Below are 17432 nucleotides of genomic sequence, written 5' to 3' on the forward strand. Positions count from 1 at the left end.
CCGGCAGCGAGCGTGTACAGTGAGGTTTCGAACAGGGGTAGGCGCCGTGAGCCACGGAAGAAGCAAGCACGTTGTCGATGTGGAGCGCGAGCTGGCCCACTGGGAAACCGCGTTCAATCTGGGTGCGCTGCCCGCGATGAGTTTCCGGCACGAAGTGGCGCCGGTCATCCGGCTTGCCTGCGATATCTATGTGAGAGATCCGCATGGCACCCGGTCGGCATGGATCGACGATCTGCAGTGCCGCCTTGCGAAACGATCAAGCCTGCGCGGCAACCCTGGCGCGGCAGAGATTGCCGATCGTTGCTGGTCCCTGCTTGGCTGCGCCTAGGCGCGGCTGGCTGCGTGATTCCGCTCGCGCATCAACTCATCATTCAGTACGTTGACAATGGACATCACCGCGTCGGCAAGTCCACGAGAATCGCTGATGGATCCGTAGAAGTAGATCCTGGCGCCTTCAATGCGAACATCCGCCAGCTGGAGCTGGGACGCCAGGGCCCTGCACTTGATGAGGAACATCTCTGTCCAGCGAGCGCCCGGCGCCAGATCCAGCAGCGCGGTGATGGCTTCGTCGGTGGATGCGTCTACACGCTCATGCAACAACGGGACATCGAAGCCGACGATTCTTGGGAGCATGGAAGCGTTCACCTGACCATCCTCTCGCTGATGGGCGCTGTGAGTACTCCCACAGTACAACAGAATGCATGCAGCCCCAGATGAGATGGCGTCAGCTGGCCTGCCCCAGCTCGCGCGCAAGGAACGGCGCAGTCCTGCTGCCCTTGGCGTGGGCCACCTGTTGCGGCGTGCCCTTCGCCACGATGGTGCCGCCCGCGCTGCCAGCGCCCGGGCCGACGTCGATCACCCAGTCGGCCTGTGCGACAGAACGCATGTCGTGCTCGATCATCACCACCGTGTTGCCTGCGTCCACCAGCCGCTGAAGCTGCACCAGCAGCCTGTCCGCGTCTGCTGCATGCAGCCCGGTGGTGGGTTCGTCCAGCACGTACAGCGTGCGCCCGCGCTGGCTGCGCTGCAGCTCTGTGGCCAGCTTGATGCGTTGCGCCTCACCCCCTGAAAGCTCCGTGGCCGGCTGGCCCAGCCGCAGGTAGCCCAGGCCGATCTCCTGCAGCAACTGCAGCGGGCGGGCGATGGCCTCTTCTTCGGCGAAGAACGCATGGGCCTGGTCCACCGTCATCTGCAGGACCTCGGCAATGTTGCGGCCGTTCCACTGCACCTTCAGCGTGGCCTCGTTGTAGCGGGCGCCGTGACAGGTGGGGCACGGCGCATAGACGCTGGGCATGAACAGCAGTTCGACGCTGACGAAACCCTCGCCTTCGCAGGTTTCGCATCGGCCCTTGGCCACGTTGAACGAAAAGCGGCCCGCGTCGAAACGGCGGCGGCGCGCGTCGGGTGTCGCGGCGAACAGCTTGCGCACGTGGTCGAACAAGCCCGTGTAGGTAGCCAGGTTGGAGCGTGGCGTACGCCCGATGGGCTTCTGGTCTACCTGTACCACGCGTTGAATGGCGTCTACGTCGCCGGCCAGCTGGCCCCGAGTGGGTTCGATCACGGCGGGTCCATCCGTGGGCGCGCTGTCGGCGCCGTCGTCTGCTGTCTCATGCCCGAGGTGCAGCAGCATCAGCTCAGGCAGCGCCTGCGCCATCAGACTGGACTTGCCCGATCCGGAAATGCCGGTCACTGCAGTCAGCAACCCCAACGGCACCTGCGCATCCACGCCGTGCAGGTTGTGGCGATGGATGCCTTGCAGCGCCAGCCAGCTGTTGGCACTGCGCTGCCGGCTGGCCGGCGCGGGCACCCGGTCGAACAGGTACTGCGCCGTGCGCGAATCCTGAACGTTGCGCAGGCCGTCGGGCTCGCCACTGTAGAGAACGCGTCCGCCATGCTCTCCTGCCTGCGGGCCCACATCCACCAGCCACTGCGCGCGGCGCATCAGCTCCAGATCATGTTCAACAACGAACACCGAGTTACCGCCGTCGCGCAGCCGTTCCAGTGCGTCGTACAGCGCCTGGCTGTCGGCCGGATGCAGGCCGGCCGAGGGTTCGTCGAGCACGTACAGCACGCCGAACAGCAACGAGCTGAGCTGCGTGGCCAGGCGCAGGCGCTGCAGTTCGCCGGCCGACAGTGTGGGCGTGGCGCGGTCCAGTGAGAGATAGCCCAGGCCGAGCTCGCGAAGTTGTCGTACCCGCGCCATGACCCCACCCGCCAGCCGTTGTGCCGCCAGGCGCTTTTCCTCGGACAAGGCTGAGGTCAGACGCACGTCGGGTGCGCCGGCGTGGGTCGCGCGGCCACTTGCTGCCCGCTTGGCGCGATCGCTGGGCGTTGCACGCCTGCTGGTACGCGCGCCGTGGCTGTGTGCACTGAAATCGCCCTGCGCGATGGGCTCGAGCAAGGCCGCCAGCTGGTCCAGCGGCAGCCGCATGAACTCGCCGATGTCCACGCCGGCGAAGGTGACCGAAAGCGCTTCCGGCTTCAGGCGCTTTCCCTGGCAAGCGGGGCACAGCCGGCCTTCCATGTAGCGGGAAACACGCTTGCGCATCAGCGCGCTCTGGGTGTTGGCAAAGGTGTGCAGCACGTAGCGGCGTGCGCCGGTGTACGTGCCCATGTAGCTGGGCTCCAGCTTGCGCTTGAGCGCGGCGCGGGTCTCGGCCGGCGTGAAGCCGGCATAGACCGGCACCGTGGGCGTTTCCTCGGTGAACAGGATCCAGTCCCGGTCCTTCTTCGGCAGCTTCTTCCACGGCACATCGACGTCATAGCCCAGCGTGACCAGGATGTCGCGCAGGTTCTGGCCATGCCATGCCGGTGGCCAGGAGGCGATGGCGCGCTCGCGGATGCTCAACGACGGGTCCGGCACCATCAGCGCTTCGGTCACCTCGTAGACGTGCCCCAGGCCGTGGCAGGTGCTGCAGGCACCCTGTGGGGTGTTGGGCGAGAAGTCTTCGGCGTACAGCATGGGCTGGTGGGCCGGGTAGGCCCCTGCCCGCGAGTACATCATGCGCACCAGGCTGGACAACGTCGTCACGCTGCCCACCGATGAGCGCGCATTGCTGGCACCGCGTTGCTGCTGCAGGGCGACCGCCGGTGGCAGCCCGTCAATGGCATCCACGTCGGGCACGCCGGCCTGATCGATCAGGCGACGCGCGTACGGCGCGACGGATTCGAAGTAGCGCCGCTGCGCCTCGGCGAAGACCGTGCCGAAGGCCAGCGAGGACTTGCCGGACCCCGACACGCCGGAGAACACCACCAGTGCATTGCGTGGAATGGAGACATCGACATTCTTCAGGTTGTGCTCGCGCGCACCGCGGACCTCGATGCAGCCGCTGGCTGCGGCAGCACATGACGATTCGCCAAAGGGGGTGTTGGACATCTCAGCATTCCTGCATTCGGTGGGCGGATCGCGTCGCGCATGGTGCGCCCGAGCGGCCATTGTCACCGGTCCGGAGTGAATGGCGCGAGGGCGCCGGAGGCGGGATGCTGTCTTCACCTCTCGTTCGTACGGCGTTGCCCAGCCAAGGGCTAGCGTGGGGCTGCCCACACACCGGAGGCCCTCATGCACCCCGACATACTTGGCTGGGCCGCCACGGCGGTACTGATGGCAACCTTGATCCGGCAGATGGTGAAGCAGTGGCAGTCGTCCAACCCGGAAGCCGTATCCAGGTGGCTGTTCGCAGGCCAGATGACCGCATCTGCGCTGTTCACGGTGTACAGCGCGATGCTGGGCAGCGTGGTCTTCGTGGTGACCAATGCGATGCTGCTGTTGACGGCGGTGGTGGGCCAGGTGATGGCGTGGCGCCGCCGCGGCCGACGCCGGGCTCCCCCGCCCTGCTGATTGTTGATGCGCGTTGCCTGAAGGTTTGACATTACTTTCCCCCACCGTTGATGGGGCCGGACCGTCACAGGGATGAGGAGGCCGCTGCATGCCGTACGGTTCTGGCGCACTCTCGTAAAGACCCTGCGCAGTAATCCTGCGGGCGCTCACATGCCGCCTTCACCTGGCCCCTGCCCGATCGCAACCGGGCAGGACCTACGCTGAGCACTCCACTCACTGCGGAGCCCAGTATGGCTATCAAGACGGCGGAAGACCTGTTCATCCACGAACTCTCGGATATCTACAGTGCCGAGAAGCAGCTGACCAAGGCCCTCCCGCGCCTGGCCCGTGCGGCCGAGAACCCGGACCTGGCCGCAGCGTTCGAAACGCACCTGGAAGAAACGCAGGGCCAGATCGAACGCATCGATCAGGTGGTGGAGGTGCTTGGCATTCGCCTGAAGCGCATCAAGTGTGCGGCGATGGAGGGCCTGGTGGAGGAAGGCAAGGAAGTGATCGACAGCATCGACAAGGGGCCGGTGCGGGATGCGGCCCTGATCGGCGGCGCGCAGAAGGTCGAGCATTACGAGATTGCGTCCTACGGCACCATCGCCGCGCTGGCCAAGCAACTGGGCTACAAGGATGCCCTTCCGCTGCTGCTGGAGACGCTGGAGGAAGAGAAGGCCACCGACGAGAAGCTGACCCTGCTGGCCAAGGGCGGCGGCAATGCCAAGGCTGCACAGGCCGCCTGATCGGCGCGCCGCGGAACCCGGCTGCCACGGACGGCAGCCTCAGGTCCCGTACAGTACCTGATCATTGGGACAGAAGAACGTGCGTCGCCGCGTGGTCCCCAGATAGAGCTTGCTGATCGGGCCACCACACAGGGGACAGACCTTTTTCGTGTGCACCTGCCAATGCTTCTTCAGCTCGAAACGGCGCTTCCACTCCAGGAAATCAAAGCTGTAGGCGGGGGCCTGCTCGATTATGGCGGTAAGCCTGCGTGGTGGCAGGTCGCCCAGCCGGGTGGCCGGATGCACGCCTATCCGGAACAGCACCTCGTTCTTGATGATGTTGCCCACGCCGGCGAAGACGGTCTGGTCCAGAAGCGCATCACAGACCATGACATCCGGCATGGCCTTCAGCTTGCGCCGGGCCAGCTTTGGATCCCAGGCCTCGTTCATCACGTCACGCCAATCGTAGATGTCGTCCAGCGGCTGGTCGATCAGGCGCACGGAGCACGCGTAGAAGTTCAGCTCACCGTTGTCGAATACCAGCGATACCCGCGCCGGGCCTGGCTTCCGTTCGTCGATGCGCCAGCTGCCGAACATCATCAGGTGGATGCGCAGCGTGTGGCGGCTGAACTCCAGCAGGAAGTGCTTGCCCCAACTGCGGACCGCCTTGACCCTGCGGCCCTGCAGCGGTGACAGGTCGATGCGGCTGTTACCGGACACGGTGCGGACCACGTGCCCCTTGAAATGGCTTGCGGCTTCGCGCAACAGCACGATCGAAGGGCCTTCAGGCATGTGCGTTCTCCTGCAGCAGCGCCTGCAGGCGCAGCGCGTTGCCGGTGGCATGGCCCAGTGCGGTATTGTCCAGTACGCACCAGGCCGGCCGTTGCGCATCGGCTTCGCGCCGCAGCGGCTGCACCAGCTCCGCCAGGCTCTGCTCGCTGTACGCACTGCGATACATCTGCGGCTGGCCGTGCCAGCGCCAGTAGCTCCACGTGCGGTCACCGCCGGGAATCGCTGCAACCGGCACACGTGCCGGATCCGCAGCGACCCGTGCCACGCCATGCGCACTCAGAAGTGCATCCACTTCCGGCGTGAACCAGCTCGGGTGGCGCGGCTCGCACGCCACATCGGCCTGGGTGCGTGAACGCAGGCCCCGCAGGAATTCCCTAGTCGTGGCCGCGTCGTACACCAGGCTTGGCGGCAACTGCAGCAGTAGCGGCCCCAGCTTTCCACCCAGCTCCAGCACGCCATCCAGGAACTGCTCGAACGGCTGCATCGCATCGCGCAGCCGGCGCTCATGGCTGATCTCCCGCGGCAGTTTCACCGCGAACCGGAAGCCCTCCGGAACGCTCACCGCCCATCGCGCGTAGGTGCTGGGCTGGTGCGGTCGATAGAAGGACGAGTTGATCTCCACCATCGGCAGGCGTGTGGCATAGCGCTGCAGTGCGCTGTCGCCCGCGCCGAACGCTTCGTGAACCGCCCGCGGCAGCGACCAGCCCGCACAACCGACGCGTGGTGGGGCGGGCGCAACCGGGGCGGCTGTGGCATTCATCGTGCCAGCTGCCCGTCCGGTTCGGTGATGCCGCCCGCACCTGCCTCCGTGTGCGACTGCGAAATCGACAGCAGACGATCCAGTGCACTCTTGCCCGAGTCGAGCGCCGACGCGCTGCGCACGAAGCCGGTCCAGTCGGAGATGGCGATCTTTCCCAGCGCCAGCTCGTCCACCCGCACGCTACGCATCCGCCAGTGCGGAAACTGTCGGCGCCCCACCCTGCCCCGGTTCAGCTCGACGATCCCACTGTGGCTGCAGGCCGCGAGAATGCGCGTGTACGCCGCATTGATCCCGGCCTCCGGGCCCTCCAGATACTGCAGGAAGCGCGAGCCATCGAACAGCAGCGTGCCGGTGACATCGACGGATTCGTTGAACTGCACCGCTTCGGCCACAAGCTGCTGCAGCCGCGCTGCGGTCAGGTTGCGGGAGGCTTCACTCACGTAGGCAATCGCACGAAGAGGCATGGCACCACCGATGGTTGCGGACCGCTTTACCTTAGCGATGCCGGTCGTACGCGCGGTGAGTCCGGTGTGGAGGCTGCGTCGAGTTGCGGCGCGTCCACGCCGCTTGGGCATGACGCGCTGATCGGGCACAAGCCGCAGACCACCGCAATGTCCGGCGCGACCGGTACGCAGCCACCTCAGCAGGGGACCGCCTCGTCGGGAGGTGTGAACCGCCCAAGGTGTGCGCTGCACGCAGCCCTGATGCAGCGATAGCATCTACGGACTTCGGGATGGCCCTGGTCTGCGCTCAGGGCATCGGGCTGGACAGTGCCGTGCCGCCGGCTCGACTTCGCAGGCTGCCAGCCGGAGCGCGCGGAGCGTCCGCTGCCACCAGCGCCTGTACCACACGATGTTGCATACGGTGAGCGCCGCCTTCCACGCCCACGACATACACGAAGCGCCCATCGAACTTGGCGTGCGCGTCCTCCAGGACATCGTCGGCCTGCAGCGCCCGCTTGAGCGACTTCATCCACGTCCGTTCAGGCATGCGGTCCAGTTCCACTACGACGGCCGTGCCACCGCAGTCCAGCGGCATGCACTCGACACGCAGCACGCGGGGGGAAGCAGAATCGGTTCCGGATAGCGGCATGAGAAAAGCTCCGATGCGGGGGACGGCGGCAGTATCCATGGCACGTGCCAAGGCGCCGTCAACAAACTCCATCCGGCCCTGCACGCTGCCTATACGGTGCTGGAAGCGCGCTTCACGGGCTTCGCGCCGGGCTGACAAGCCGCACGCACCGTATTGATGCTTCACAGCACAGACTGGCGTTCCCGAAGCAACACAGGCTGCACACATGCAATCCGGATTGAGCCAGCGCAGATGCAACCTGCTGCTGGTGGAAGACCAGCTCGACCTGGCAGCACTGATGGAACATGCACTTGAGGACGCTGGCGACCAGGTGACACACGCCTACAGCGTGTTCGACGCGCTGGGACTGCTGGATACCCAGCGGTTCGACGGCGCCGTGCTGGACGTCGAGCTTCGAGACGGCGTGGTATTTCCAGTCGCTGATCGCCTGGCGGAACTTGGCATCCCCTTTCTGTTCGTCTCTGCGGTCTATGACCAGCTGGTGCCACAGCGCCACCGCCGCGCCGCCTTCGTGACCAAGCCATTCCACATCGATCAGTTGCAGGACACTGTGCGGCGTGTGATCAGCTGCACAACATGCTAGCACCCGTCCCGCACTTCAGGCGGCGTTCGCGTAGGGCTCAACGACTGCAAGCAGCTTCTCCATCGCTTCGGCTTCGCCCTGGCTCGTTACCGCCCGCTGGATGAAACGGCTCCAGTCAGCAAGGGCGATCCTCTGCAGCTCGCCCGCGCTGACCGACAGGCAGCGCATCGGCCAGAACGGCAACCGCCGCTGCCCGACACGGCCACGCCCGAGTTCGGTCAGTTCGGTGTGGCTGCGGGCGCCGCTTACGCGGGAGAAGGCAACATCCAGCCCGTCCGCGGGGCCTTCCATGTATTGCAGGAAGCGCTGCCCGTCGAACAACAGGACCCCGGTCACGCCCGCTGATCGATTGAAGCGGGCCGCATCTTCCATCAGTGCAGCCAGGCGTTCCGGCGTGAACCCGGGGGCAGCCCGGCTGGCGTAGACAATCGCGCTGTTCGGCATCGGCCGCTCCTGCTCTCCGAGCCGATCAATCTAAGGTCGGCAGCGTTCACGCGCCGTAAACGCGTACAGGGAGCGCGTCACATATCGGCCGATGTGCCCGGGTTTCATGGGATTCGGCCTGAATCGGAGACGCCTGACGGCGCGCCCCCCTGCTGCGGTGCGGCGAAATGGCCGGTGTTTACGCAATGGCCGGCCCGGTCAGCACGGCAGGGGCACCCGCCGCCCCCATTTCCGCCAGATAGGCTGAAAATCCCCCTGCGGCGCGCCCTTCCAGACGCGCACTGGTGAAGACGACGGGAGCACCGGCCCAGCGTACATCCGCGCCGCAGGCCTGCAGCGCCCTCACCATCTGAACGTCTTCCCCGCAGCGCAAGGCAGGAAAGCCGCCGACCGCACGATAGAAATGGGCAGAGACACCCAGGTTGGCACCATGGATGCGCCCGTGACCTTCCCCCCACTGCTGCCGCCCCTGGAATACCCTGCGCAGGCGATGTTCGGACGGGCAGCGCGCCGCAATGTCCACCAGTCCGCAGAAGGCGTCACACGGCTGCTCCAGTTGTCCAACCAACCAGTCGCCAGGGACCTCGCTATCAGCGTCGGTGCTGGCCAACCACCTAGCGCCGCGACCCAGCAGCTCGACGGCGGCCGCTGCGCGGGCAATCCCCACGCAGCGTGCATCCAGCCGCACAATGCCGACGCGCTGTTGGTGGCAGATGGACGCCGTCGCATCCGAGCAAGCGTCCAGTGCAACCACCACTTCGACCGCTTCCCCGCCCAGGCCCGGGTGCAGGGCCGCCCTTCGGATCGATTGCAGGCAGCGCGCCATGCTGGCTGCCTCGTTGTGCGCGGGGACCAGAACGCCTATCACCGCAGGCCCTCGTTGCGGGCCAGTGACAGCGTGCCGCGCGTCCAGCCCTGCAGCACGAAGTCCGCATCGCGATAGTGGAAGGCTTCGTGCAGGCCGTGGCCCAGGCACCGATGCACGACTTCGGTCCGGCTCACCCGCCCGGGGAACGAGGGCAACCAATGGCAGGCGACCAGCAATCCGTCGTCACGAAGTGCTTGATCGATTCCGGCACGCAGCTCGCGAAGGGCGCTCGTCCCCAGGTAGTAGCCCATCTCACCGCAGACGATCAGGTCGAAGCGCCCCGGCGGCCATTGCTCGGGGTGGCTGGCGCAGTGGACCTGCACGTGCGGCAGGTGGGCCAGGTTGCGGCGGGCCCGGAACGCTGCGCGCGGGCTGATATCGGTGGCCAGCAGGCGCTCACAGCGGGCCGCCAGGGCCTCGGTCAGCACGCCGTTGGAGCATCCCAGCTCCCAGCCACGATTGAACTGGCGCTGGCTCAGGCTGGCCAGCAGCAACGCACGCTTGCGTTCTTCATACCACCGACTGCGGTAGCCAAAAGGGTCTTCCTGCTCATGCAGTTCATCGAAGTACGGTTGCGCGCTCATGCCAGAAATACCTCGTAATCGCGGAAAAATCGGGCCAGTACATGGGAAGGCAGCACCGGCGGGCTGTTCAGGCCCGGCACGTTGCCCGTCTGCGTCCGGAACCGGGCGATCGCACTTCGTTTCACCGACGCCACTGCGGAAATGTCGACAAGCTGCGGGAACTCCCACGCCATATGCGCGCAGGCCGGATCCAGCCAGTGCCAGCCCCATACCGGGTACTCCAGGCGACGGCAACCCACTGCGCGCGCGGCGCGGCAGGCTGCACGCCCTGCCGCTTCGTGATCGGGGTGCCCATCGAAGCGCCAGGGCGTCAGTACCAGATCGCCCGGCTGCAGGTGCTGCTGCAGCCAGTCCTGCAGGCCCTGTTCGTGCTTGCTGACCGCGCCATCGCCGATGCCGAGATGAAACGTCGCGTCGGCCGCAATCCCAAGTTCCGCCAATGCCGCAGCAAGCTCTGCCCGACGCGCCGACCGCAGGCGCTCTGGTGTCCACCACGGTTCACCCGGATAACAGGCTTCACCATCGGTCACGGCAATGACGCCAACTTCCATGCCCTGTGCCGCGGCATGATGGAGCAGCCCACCACAGCCAAGAATCTCGTCGTCGGGATGCGGCGCAACGACCACAAGGCGGTCGTGGCCGGCGCACAGTGAACGGGCGGGCGTGGACGGTTGCTGCCAGAGCCAATCGCAGCGCAGCCAGGCCTGTTCCTGAGTTCCCTGTCCTTGCAGGGGTGTGCTGGCTACAGCGCCCATGCGGTCTCCTCGGCTGCCCGCTGCTCACCCAGCCACTGCCAATCGCGATCGGCATGGCACTGCCTGAGGAACACCGTCAGGTCCGCCCAGCGGCGGGCGTGACCGTCTTCCAGGCACATCGGCGCCGGACCGAGCGCCCGGCCTGCAAGGTCCATGACGCGCGTCGCCGCCCGTTCGACCACGCAGCGCAGGCGCACTACGTCTTCCCGATGCGCCGATTGAGGCGCGTCGTCGATGCGTGCGGCCACTTCGCGAAGCAGCGCCGCAGCCGGCCCCAGCACAAGGTCCGCTGCACCCAGCAGCCGTGCGCGGTTGCCGTCGCTGCAGGCCGGCCGCATGCGTTGAGCCAGTGCCACCGCTGCGCCAAACCAGACCGCCGCGATACCGGCTCCGCCATGCCAGAAGCCCGGCCGTTGCAGGTAGGCGTCGCGCGGTCCCAGAATCGTCATCGGTGCGCCGTCGAAGCGCACCGTCGTGGACGGAATGCCGGCCATGCCAGCCGCCGGCCAGGGCTCACCCGAAAGCGTGCACCAATGCTCCGCCGGCACATGGCACAGCCACACGCCGTGTGTGTTCCGCACGGTTACCAGTGCCGCATCCACCCACGCGCTGCCTGAACACCAGGGCTTGTCACCATACAGTCCACCGCCGGCGTCGATGCGCAGGGTGTTGGCTGGGCCTTCTGCGGCCCACACCGCCAGCAGCTGCCCTTCAGCAACCCTAGGCGCGTTCAGCTCGGCAATGATCGCCTGGGCGTCGTAATGCGCTTCCAGTACCTTGGCCAAGCAGAGGTCCTCTGCCCCCCACGCCGCCAGCGCCCGCCAACGCTGCAGCGTGTGGCCACTTCCGGGCAAAGGCAGCGCGGGCTGCTGGGCGAGAACCTGGCGCGCGCGGTTGAACAGCGAAGAAGGCGACGTCACATCCTGCATGGCCGGTCTGCAATGAAGATAGGTCATGAACGTAGGCGCCCTGCGGTCACATCACTGTCTTGGCGATGTGGCGGCCACATGAATACCTGGCGCAGTGTTCCTCACGCGGTCACCGCTGGCGCTGTTCGCTTGCACGCACGCACTGGCGCAGTTCCCATAGCCATGGCAACACCACCAGGCCAAGCGCCGGCAGCAATACAAACCCCCACAGCGCCGGTGCTGCCGGTGCCACATTGACTGCCCAACGAGGCTCGGCCTGCCACGCCACTCCGCCCAGCAGCACCCAGGGAGCGGCGTCGAGCACACTGTGCACGTGCTGCTCGGCCGGGCTGATGCGTCGCCGCCCGTCCGCGCTGACGGTGTCGAGGTAGCCGGCGATTGCATGCGCGATGACCAGGACTGCCAGCAGCGTGACGAGCAACCACGTGCTTTCCAGCACGAGCCACGCCAGCACGCCGCTGCCGATGAGCAGCAGCTGCAGCCCATGCAGCAGGCTCTCGCGCATCGCGGACGTGTGCGGCAGATCGGTACGCCGGTGAAAGTGGAAGTCCAGCGCACCGGCGGTCAACCAGACTGCGTAGACACAGGCCATGACAATCCCGCTCATGACGGCTCGCTCAGGGTGTCAATACGATCTTGCGGCAGTCGTCGTCCTTGGCATCGAACATCGCATAGCCTTGCGCTGCATCGGCCAGGCGCATCCGGTGCGAGATGATGTCCCCCGGATCCAGCTTTCCTTCGATGATTGCGTCCAGCAGTTCCGGCATCAGTCCCTGCACGTGGGTCTGTCCCATCTTGAATGTCAGCCCCTTGTCGAACGCATCGCCCAGCAGGAACCCGTGGATGAAACCGGCATAGACACCGGGAATGCTGACCACGCCGCCGCGGCGGGCGGCTGCGATGCACTGACGGATGGCCACGCCGCTGCTGCCTTCCAGTTTCACGGCGGTCAGCGCTGACTCCAGGGCACTGCCCTCGGCCTCGAAACCGACGGCCTCGATGCAGGCATCCACGCCGCGCCCACTGGTCTGGGTCAGGATGTAGTCGGCTGGGTCCTCGATCTCCTTGAAGTCGATCGGCGTCACACCATAGGCACGGCGCGCGTAGTCCAGGCGGTAGCGAAGATGGTCGACCATGAAGATGGTCTCCGCACCCAGCAGCCGGCAGCAGGCCGCGCTCATCAGTCCCACCGGACCGGCACCGAAGATGGCTACTGTCGAGCCCGGCTTGACCCCAGCGTTCAGCGCGGCCTGATAGCCGGTGGGCAGAATGTCCGACAGGAACAGAACCTGTTCGTCGGCCACGCCTTCCGGAATGCGCAGTGGGCCCACATTCGCCTTGGGCACGCGCACGAATTCGGCCTGTCCGCCTGCCACGCCGCCATACAGATGGCTGTACCCGAACAACGCCGCCGGAGGCAGGAGGCCCTTCTGGTTCAGCGCAGCGCCCTTGCCCGGGTTGGTGGTCTCGCAGGCGGCATACTCGGCCAGCCGGCAGTGAAAGCACTCGCCACAGGCGATCACGAAGGGGATCACCACGCGATCACCCGGCCTCACCTGCGTTACGCCGCTGCCGACCTCTTCCACCACGCCCATGAATTCGTGGCCCAGCACATCGCCGTCGTGCAGATCGGGAATCTTGCCCCGATACAGGTGCAGGTCCGAACCACAGATGGCGGTGGCGGTAACCCTCAGGATCAGATCGTCCTCAGCCGCCAGCACCGGGTCCGGCACGGTCTCGACGCGCACATCCTTGCGGCCGTGATAGGTCAATGCCTGCATCGTGCTTCTCCAGAAGATCGGAACGACAGCATCGCAGGGACGTCCTCCCGCCCCGGTGACATCCAGGTGTGCACAGCGTTCATTCCGCGGCGTCGTAGCGTTAACCCCGACCGGGTCACGCTGCGAACACCCGCCACAGGAGCCCAGCATGAACGACGAGCTGCCTTTCAATCCAACAACAGACGTGGACGATCAATCGAAGGCGCACACCCCGGACGAGCGGCGCAATGATCGAGCGAAGTGGAAGGCGCACGACATGCCGGACGACGGCGATGGCCCCAAGGCCGTACCCGAGGACTACGAACGTCCCGACCCCGATCCGACGGGCAAGCGTTGAGGCCGCCTCACATCCTGGATGCGCCGGATTCACGCGTCATGGTGCGCTGCCGGCGCAAGCTGCATGCACGATTTCTGGTCGGCCTGAACGAGGTGTTGCATGTGGAAACGCAACGGTCTCTCGCTGGTACTGCTTGCACTCACTGTCGTCTTCATTGCCGGGCAGGCAGTTGCGGGACATCACGTGCACAACCAGGAGTTGACCCAGCACGGACGCGCGCCGGTCGACCTGTGGCACTACCTGGCGACCGGGCATTTTGTCAGCGCTACATTCGAAAACTGGGAGAGCGAGTTCCTGCAGATGGGGATGTACGTTCTTCTGACCGTCACCCTGCGCCAGCGTGGATCAGCCGAATCCCGGCCGCTGGACCCCGCGCAGGAGCAGAACCGCGTGGAGCCGGGACCTGCGCCGTGGCCGGTTCGTCGCGGCGGCGCATGGAAGGTGCTCTACGCTCACTCGCTTGCGATCGCCTTCGGGCTGTTGTTCCTGCTCAGTTTTACATTGCACGCCTTGGGTAGCTGGCGCGCCGATCAGGTCGAGCAGCAGTTGCAAGGGTTGCCGGTGCCGGGTTTCCTGGAGCATCTGGGCAGCAGCACGTTCTGGTTCGAGTCGATGCAGAACTGGCAGAGTGAGTTTCTTGCGGTGCTGTCCCTGGTTGTACTTACGATCTTCCTGCGGCAGAAGGACTCACCGCAATCCAAGCCGGTCGAAGCTCCGCACGCGCAGACAGGGGATTGAACCATGGGAAATGCTCCGTCAACCGCCTTGCTGATCATCGACATGTTCAGTCGCTTCGACTTCCCGGGCGCGCAGGCGCTGGCACCAGCAGCGGAGCGGGCGGCCGCACAGATCCGACGCTTGAGAGACCACTTTGATGGCCACGGATGGCCGGTCATCTACGCCAATGACAACTTCTCCGACTGGAAGCGTGACTTCCGCCAGCAGGTAGCACAGTGCCAGCGGGATGGAGGACCGGCCGGGCGAATTGCCGACCTCCTCTCTCCCCTACCCGGCCACTACTTCGTGCTCAAGCCCAAGCATTCGGCGTTCCTGGCCAGCCCGTTGCCGATTCTGCTGGCGAAGCTTGGCGTGCGCAGCCTTTGGCTCAGCGGGATGACGGCCGATTCATGTGTCCTGGCTACCGCGCTGGACGCCAACGCCAGGGAATTCGACGTAGTGGTGGCACGGGAGGCTGTGGCGGGGACGCCGGCCCGGAAACAGCGTGCGATGGCGCTGCTCGCCGATTCGGGCGCGGCCCGGGTCGCGCGGCTCGCCTCGCTTGTCCCGGCATGACCGGCCGGAGCGGGCTCAGGCCCGGTCTGCGATTCCCTTTACACCGGCGTGACCGGCGCAATGTGCGCAGCAGAAGATATGACCGTTTCCTTCAACGCCATGCCCGATGATCGCGCAGTCGCAATGTGCGCAGCGCGGTGCGAACGCATGGATGGCGCACTCGAACGAATCGAAGGTGCCGCTGCGTCCACCCTGCTGGAGGGTGAAGCTCTTGTCGTAGTCATTGCCGCAGACATCACAGGTAGCCATGGGGCACCTCATGCGGAGAAAGGAGCATGCAGTGTCGCGGGCGCGGGTGTCGGCGGTCGTGAATGCATCGTGTCGCCAGCGTGCAGAACACCGATGTGTTCATTACGCAGGCTGCAGCCCGCGTTGCCAACGCCCAGTCCACGCGTCTCAGCGTGCCTTGCCGGGCTCGGCACTGCCACCAGGCGATGTGCCGCGACCACAGGGAAACGCCGCGCGCAGCCCTTCGACAACCAGGGGAGACGCATCCTGTTGCAATCGCTCGCGGGGCAGCTGCCGGAGATGGGAAGACACCTGATCGACCAGTTCATGCGGAAGGATCCGGCCCTGCCCACACCACTGACCGCGGCTGGCATCGGCGACACCCAGGATATAGCTGCTGGCCCGGGCGCTGGACAGCCCCCGGCAGTGTTCGCCATCGCAGAACCCGTCAGCGCCTTTGCCCTGCAGCAGCGTGATGAGCTCGGCCCCACTGACAAGCCAAGTGCGTTCCGGTTGCGTTGTGCCTGCCACGGCGGGTCCCACCAGGGCGCCGAGGCACAGTGTCAGGAGCCAACGCATGCGGCGGTGCGCGAGGCGGGCGTGATGTCCTTTCATATCGGGGTCCTGGCTGTCGTTATTCTGGATTCCACGCGGCGCCGGTCAGAGTTGATCAAGCTGGTTGCGTGGTTGAAACGCCGGGTCGTCCTCAGCTTCCAGCATGGCTTCCACCAAGGCGTCGAAGGGCGCGGCAGCGGTATCCAGGTCCGTGGAAGAAAGGAATCCGGATTCCCCCTGGCCGGCCAGGGCAATCGCGGCAACGGTCTCGCGCTCACCTTCCTCTGCCCAGAGATAGTCGTGGACCAGTGCCACCCCATGGTCGCCCGCCTTCAGGAAATCGGCCGCGCCCCGTGCCACAGCCAGAAACGCGATGAGATCGTAGAGGCTTTCCGAATACGTCAGCGATCCCGCAACAAAGTGCGTACCAGTGCGGTCATAGGCGGCAACCTGGATATTCTCGGCCTGCGCGGATGCAAGGAAGGCCTTCAATGCGGCGCGATTGTCGGGGTAGCGGGCCAGCAGGGCCTGGCAGGCTATGAGCAGTTCATCCAACGCCTCGTCGCTTGAAGACGCCAGGCATTCACCGTTGCCCAAGCGCCACGGCCCGGCGATGCATCGCCAGTCGGACCATCGGGATGGCGAAGGCAGGGGCGCCGCCAGCCATCTGGAGAGATCTTCGTGGCGCAACTGCAGGCGCAACAGCGCTGAATAAGGCTCTGACAAGGCGATGACCCATCCGGTCTGCGTGTCCAGATGGCTTTTAGCAGACAACGCGCGCCCCGCCAACACCCCAGTGCCAGCCTCATGGACTGCGACTGCGACTGCGACTGCCGCAGACGCTGCGCCGGACTATCGCGCAGCCGTTGACCCTCTCACCATGCATCTTCCCGTCATCACCAGTCTGCGTACCGGCAGCTCCGGCATGCGCAGGCGCTCCAGCAACAACGACATCGCAGCTCGCCCCATCTCTTCAACCGGCTGCTCGACCACGGTAATACCCGGTTCGACCAGCTCGGTCCATCGCTCGTTGTCGAAGCCTGCCAGCGCCAGCTCTCCTGGAATCGCAAGCCCAGCGCTGCGGGCCGCTTTCAATGCGCCCATGAGCAGCAGGCTGTTGCTGGCGACCAGCGCATCGGGACGCGAAGGACTGGTCAACCACTGCTCGACCGTTGCGATGGCGGCCTCGGCCGTGGGCTCTACCTCGCGGTAGTCCGGTTCCAGCCCGTGCCTGCGCATTGCAGCGATATAGCCGTCGCGGCGTTCGGCCGCCGTGGTACTGGTGCTGCCGAACAGGCCACCGATGCGGCAATAGCCGCGCTCGGCCAGGTGTTCGACCAGGCCCGCCATCGCCGCTGCGTTGTCGAGGACCACGCTGTCGATCGAGCCACCGGGTGCGGCACGATCGACCAGTACCGTCGGGTAATCCAGCGTGAGCCGGTCCAGCCGCCCCACCGTGGTCCGGGTGGGCGCAAAAATCAGCCCACTGATGCGTTCCTCATGCATCAACTGCAGATACAGCGCCTCGCGCTCGGGGTCCTCATCGGTGTTGCAGAGCGTGACGCGAAGGCCTTCCCGGTACGCGACTTCCTCCACGGCGCGGATCAGCGCGGTAAAGAACGGGTTGCGGATATCGGCCACGATCAGGCCGATGATGCCGGTATGCCGGGCGCGCAGGCGTCTTGCCTGCAGGTTGGGGTGATATCCGGTCTGGCGGATCGCCGCCTCCACCCGGCCGCGCACGGCCTCGCTGACCGGGCCGCCGCCGAGCACCCGCGACACCGTGGACTTGGATACCCCCGCCACGCGTGCGACGTCATTGATGCTGATGCTCACTGGTATCGTTCCCGGAATCGAGCGCTTTTCTGGGCCGGACGGCCGTCCAG

At 65.9% G+C, this 17432-nt stretch carries 24 protein-coding genes; 7 read left to right on the forward strand and 17 right to left on the reverse strand.

Annotated features, from left to right (window positions below; translation table 11 throughout):
- Positions 1-46: 46 nt before the first annotated feature.
- A complete protein-coding gene (locus tag ACEPA4_RS10280; RefSeq protein ID WP_065186746.1) occupies positions 47-328 on the forward strand; it encodes a hypothetical protein in 282 nt (93 codons plus the stop codon).
- Here the strand turns inward: ACEPA4_RS10280 and ACEPA4_RS10285 are convergent.
- Positions 325-645: a hypothetical protein gene (locus ACEPA4_RS10285; RefSeq protein ID WP_231109146.1), complete on the reverse strand. Its 321-nt coding sequence runs from the start codon at positions 643-645 to the stop codon at positions 325-327. The genes ACEPA4_RS10280 and ACEPA4_RS10285 overlap by 4 nt on opposite strands.
- A 79-nt stretch (positions 646-724) precedes the next feature.
- Entirely contained in the window at positions 725-3376 is a 2652-nt protein-coding gene (locus tag ACEPA4_RS10290; protein WP_374082840.1) for an excinuclease ABC subunit A, read from the reverse strand.
- 183 nt (positions 3377-3559) lie between these two features.
- Here ACEPA4_RS10290 and ACEPA4_RS10295 point away from each other — a divergent pair, with 183 nt between their 5' ends.
- Together ACEPA4_RS10295 and ACEPA4_RS10300 are read left to right on the forward strand one after the other, a co-directional pair.
- A complete protein-coding gene (locus ACEPA4_RS10295; protein WP_139727112.1) occupies positions 3560-3838 on the forward strand; it encodes a hypothetical protein in 279 nt (92 codons plus the stop codon).
- 230 nt (positions 3839-4068) lie between these two features.
- A complete protein-coding gene (locus ACEPA4_RS10300) occupies positions 4069-4566 on the forward strand; it encodes a ferritin-like domain-containing protein (protein WP_005416567.1) in 498 nt (165 codons plus the stop codon).
- A 39-nt stretch (positions 4567-4605) separates the two neighbouring features.
- On the opposite strand, the gene ACEPA4_RS10305 is transcribed toward ACEPA4_RS10300, so the two are convergent.
- The 4 genes from ACEPA4_RS10305 to ACEPA4_RS10320 form a co-directional block, all read right to left on the reverse strand.
- Positions 4606-5337, reverse strand: a complete 732-nt coding sequence (locus ACEPA4_RS10305) for a DNA-formamidopyrimidine glycosylase family protein (protein ID WP_374082841.1) — start codon at positions 5335-5337, stop codon at positions 4606-4608.
- Positions 5330-6097, reverse strand: a complete 768-nt coding sequence (locus ACEPA4_RS10310; RefSeq protein ID WP_164230088.1) for a DUF72 domain-containing protein — start codon at positions 6095-6097, stop codon at positions 5330-5332. Before ACEPA4_RS10310 ends, ACEPA4_RS10305 begins: the two co-directional genes overlap by 8 nt.
- The gene (locus ACEPA4_RS10315; protein WP_005416570.1) at positions 6094-6561 is read right to left on the reverse strand and encodes a BLUF domain-containing protein; all 468 of its coding nucleotides are present in this window, start codon (positions 6559-6561) and stop codon (positions 6094-6096) included. Before ACEPA4_RS10315 ends, ACEPA4_RS10310 begins: the two co-directional genes overlap by 4 nt.
- 286 nt (positions 6562-6847) lie before the next feature.
- The gene (locus ACEPA4_RS10320; protein ID WP_229765966.1) at positions 6848-7228 is read right to left on the reverse strand and encodes a hypothetical protein; all 381 of its coding nucleotides are present in this window, start codon (positions 7226-7228) and stop codon (positions 6848-6850) included.
- A 166-nt stretch (positions 7229-7394) separates the two neighbouring features.
- Here ACEPA4_RS10320 and ACEPA4_RS10325 point away from each other — a divergent pair, with 166 nt between their 5' ends.
- On the forward strand, positions 7395-7772 hold the full coding sequence (locus ACEPA4_RS10325) for a response regulator (RefSeq protein WP_032954170.1): 378 nt from the start codon (positions 7395-7397) through the stop codon (positions 7770-7772).
- 15 nt (positions 7773-7787) lie between these two features.
- Here ACEPA4_RS10325 and ACEPA4_RS10330 read toward each other — a convergent pair whose 3' ends face one another.
- From ACEPA4_RS10330 to ACEPA4_RS10360, 7 genes are all read right to left on the reverse strand, one after another.
- Positions 7788-8216 (reverse strand): BLUF domain-containing protein, encoded by a 429-nt coding sequence (locus ACEPA4_RS10330; protein WP_374082842.1) that lies wholly within the window; start codon positions 8214-8216, stop codon positions 7788-7790.
- 178 nt (positions 8217-8394) lie between these two features.
- Positions 8395-9084, reverse strand: coding sequence for a glycosyltransferase family 2 protein (locus ACEPA4_RS10335; RefSeq protein ID WP_005416574.1), 690 nt, complete (start codon positions 9082-9084; stop codon positions 8395-8397).
- A complete protein-coding gene (locus ACEPA4_RS10340) occupies positions 9081-9668 on the reverse strand; it encodes a class I SAM-dependent methyltransferase (protein WP_065196295.1) in 588 nt (195 codons plus the stop codon). Before ACEPA4_RS10340 ends, ACEPA4_RS10335 begins: the two co-directional genes overlap by 4 nt.
- Positions 9665-10423, reverse strand: coding sequence for a PIG-L deacetylase family protein (locus ACEPA4_RS10345; RefSeq protein WP_374082843.1), 759 nt, complete (start codon positions 10421-10423; stop codon positions 9665-9667). The genes ACEPA4_RS10340 and ACEPA4_RS10345 overlap by 4 nt, the downstream gene beginning before the upstream one ends.
- A complete protein-coding gene (locus ACEPA4_RS10350; RefSeq protein WP_374082844.1) occupies positions 10411-11352 on the reverse strand; it encodes an acyl-CoA dehydrogenase in 942 nt (313 codons plus the stop codon). Before ACEPA4_RS10350 ends, ACEPA4_RS10345 begins: the two co-directional genes overlap by 13 nt.
- A 109-nt stretch (positions 11353-11461) precedes the next feature.
- The gene (locus ACEPA4_RS10355) at positions 11462-11959 is read right to left on the reverse strand and encodes a hypothetical protein (RefSeq protein WP_065186752.1); all 498 of its coding nucleotides are present in this window, start codon (positions 11957-11959) and stop codon (positions 11462-11464) included.
- Positions 11960-11969: 10 nt separating this feature from the next.
- A complete protein-coding gene (locus ACEPA4_RS10360) occupies positions 11970-13133 on the reverse strand; it encodes a zinc-dependent alcohol dehydrogenase (RefSeq protein ID WP_065186753.1) in 1164 nt (387 codons plus the stop codon).
- Positions 13134-13281: 148 nt separating this feature from the next.
- On the opposite strand from ACEPA4_RS10360, the gene ACEPA4_RS10365 reads away from it, so the two are divergent.
- From ACEPA4_RS10365 to ACEPA4_RS10375, 3 genes are all read left to right on the forward strand, one after another.
- Positions 13282-13470, forward strand: a complete 189-nt coding sequence (locus tag ACEPA4_RS10365) for a hypothetical protein (protein WP_065196297.1) — start codon at positions 13282-13284, stop codon at positions 13468-13470.
- A gap of 99 nt (positions 13471-13569) precedes the next feature.
- Positions 13570-14208, forward strand: a complete 639-nt coding sequence (locus ACEPA4_RS10370; protein WP_065196298.1) for a DUF6766 family protein — start codon at positions 13570-13572, stop codon at positions 14206-14208.
- Between the two features lie 3 nt (positions 14209-14211).
- Positions 14212-14763 (forward strand): cysteine hydrolase family protein, encoded by a 552-nt coding sequence (locus ACEPA4_RS10375; protein WP_005416582.1) that lies wholly within the window; start codon positions 14212-14214, stop codon positions 14761-14763.
- Positions 14764-14778: 15 nt separating this feature from the next.
- Here ACEPA4_RS10375 and ACEPA4_RS10380 read toward each other — a convergent pair whose 3' ends face one another.
- The 4 genes from ACEPA4_RS10380 to ACEPA4_RS10395 all read right to left on the reverse strand — a co-directional run bounded on the left by ACEPA4_RS10380 (position 14779) and on the right by ACEPA4_RS10395 (position 17382).
- On the reverse strand, positions 14779-15012 hold the full coding sequence (locus ACEPA4_RS10380; RefSeq protein WP_061478271.1) for a hypothetical protein: 234 nt from the start codon (positions 15010-15012) through the stop codon (positions 14779-14781).
- A gap of 147 nt (positions 15013-15159) precedes the next feature.
- Positions 15160-15606 (reverse strand): Rap1a/Tai family immunity protein, encoded by a 447-nt coding sequence (locus tag ACEPA4_RS10385; protein WP_231114029.1) that lies wholly within the window; start codon positions 15604-15606, stop codon positions 15160-15162.
- Positions 15607-15651: 45 nt separating this feature from the next.
- Entirely contained in the window at positions 15652-16338 is a 687-nt protein-coding gene (locus ACEPA4_RS10390) for a hypothetical protein (RefSeq protein ID WP_095377586.1), read from the reverse strand.
- A 60-nt stretch (positions 16339-16398) separates the two neighbouring features.
- The gene (locus ACEPA4_RS10395) at positions 16399-17382 is read right to left on the reverse strand and encodes a LacI family DNA-binding transcriptional regulator (protein WP_374082845.1); all 984 of its coding nucleotides are present in this window, start codon (positions 17380-17382) and stop codon (positions 16399-16401) included.
- Between the last annotated feature and the right edge of the window lie 50 nt (positions 17383-17432).

Source organism: Stenotrophomonas sp. P2112, from assembly GCF_041897515.1.
In the GTDB taxonomy this organism is placed as follows: Bacteria; Pseudomonadota; Gammaproteobacteria; order Xanthomonadales; family Xanthomonadaceae; genus Stenotrophomonas; species Stenotrophomonas sepilia.

Bases quoted from the DNA above. Each gene is read 5' to 3' on its own strand.
- ACEPA4_RS10290 (WP_374082840.1), bottom strand. From the start codon at position 3,376: ATGTCCAACACCCCCTTTGGCGAATCGTCATGTGCTGCCGCAGCCAGC.
- ACEPA4_RS10295 (WP_139727112.1), top strand. From the start codon at position 3,560: ATGCACCCCGACATACTTGGCTGGGCCGCCACGGCGGTACTGATGGCA.
- ACEPA4_RS10300 (WP_005416567.1), top strand. From the start codon at position 4,069: ATGGCTATCAAGACGGCGGAAGACCTGTTCATCCACGAACTCTCGGAT.
- ACEPA4_RS10305 (WP_374082841.1), bottom strand. From the start codon at position 5,337: ATGCCTGAAGGCCCTTCGATCGTGCTGTTGCGCGAAGCCGCAAGCCAT.
- ACEPA4_RS10310 (WP_164230088.1), bottom strand. From the start codon at position 6,097: ATGAATGCCACAGCCGCCCCGGTTGCGCCCGCCCCACCACGCGTCGGT.
- ACEPA4_RS10315 (WP_005416570.1), bottom strand. From the start codon at position 6,561: ATGCCTCTTCGTGCGATTGCCTACGTGAGTGAAGCCTCCCGCAACCTG.
- ACEPA4_RS10320 (WP_229765966.1), bottom strand. From the start codon at position 7,228: ATGGATACTGCCGCCGTCCCCCGCATCGGAGCTTTTCTCATGCCGCTA.
- ACEPA4_RS10325 (WP_032954170.1), top strand. From the start codon at position 7,395: ATGCAATCCGGATTGAGCCAGCGCAGATGCAACCTGCTGCTGGTGGAA.
- ACEPA4_RS10330 (WP_374082842.1), bottom strand. From the start codon at position 8,216: ATGCCGAACAGCGCGATTGTCTACGCCAGCCGGGCTGCCCCCGGGTTC.
- ACEPA4_RS10340 (WP_065196295.1), bottom strand. From the start codon at position 9,668: ATGAGCGCGCAACCGTACTTCGATGAACTGCATGAGCAGGAAGACCCT.
- ACEPA4_RS10345 (WP_374082843.1), bottom strand. From the start codon at position 10,423: ATGGGCGCTGTAGCCAGCACACCCCTGCAAGGACAGGGAACTCAGGAA.
- ACEPA4_RS10350 (WP_374082844.1), bottom strand. From the start codon at position 11,352: ATGCAGGATGTGACGTCGCCTTCTTCGCTGTTCAACCGCGCGCGCCAG.
- ACEPA4_RS10355 (WP_065186752.1), bottom strand. From the start codon at position 11,959: ATGAGCGGGATTGTCATGGCCTGTGTCTACGCAGTCTGGTTGACCGCC.
- ACEPA4_RS10360 (WP_065186753.1), bottom strand. From the start codon at position 13,133: ATGCAGGCATTGACCTATCACGGCCGCAAGGATGTGCGCGTCGAGACC.
- ACEPA4_RS10365 (WP_065196297.1), top strand. From the start codon at position 13,282: ATGAACGACGAGCTGCCTTTCAATCCAACAACAGACGTGGACGATCAA.
- ACEPA4_RS10370 (WP_065196298.1), top strand. From the start codon at position 13,570: ATGTGGAAACGCAACGGTCTCTCGCTGGTACTGCTTGCACTCACTGTC.
- ACEPA4_RS10375 (WP_005416582.1), top strand. From the start codon at position 14,212: ATGGGAAATGCTCCGTCAACCGCCTTGCTGATCATCGACATGTTCAGT.
- ACEPA4_RS10380 (WP_061478271.1), bottom strand. From the start codon at position 15,012: ATGGCTACCTGTGATGTCTGCGGCAATGACTACGACAAGAGCTTCACC.
- ACEPA4_RS10385 (WP_231114029.1), bottom strand. From the start codon at position 15,606: ATGAAAGGACATCACGCCCGCCTCGCGCACCGCCGCATGCGTTGGCTC.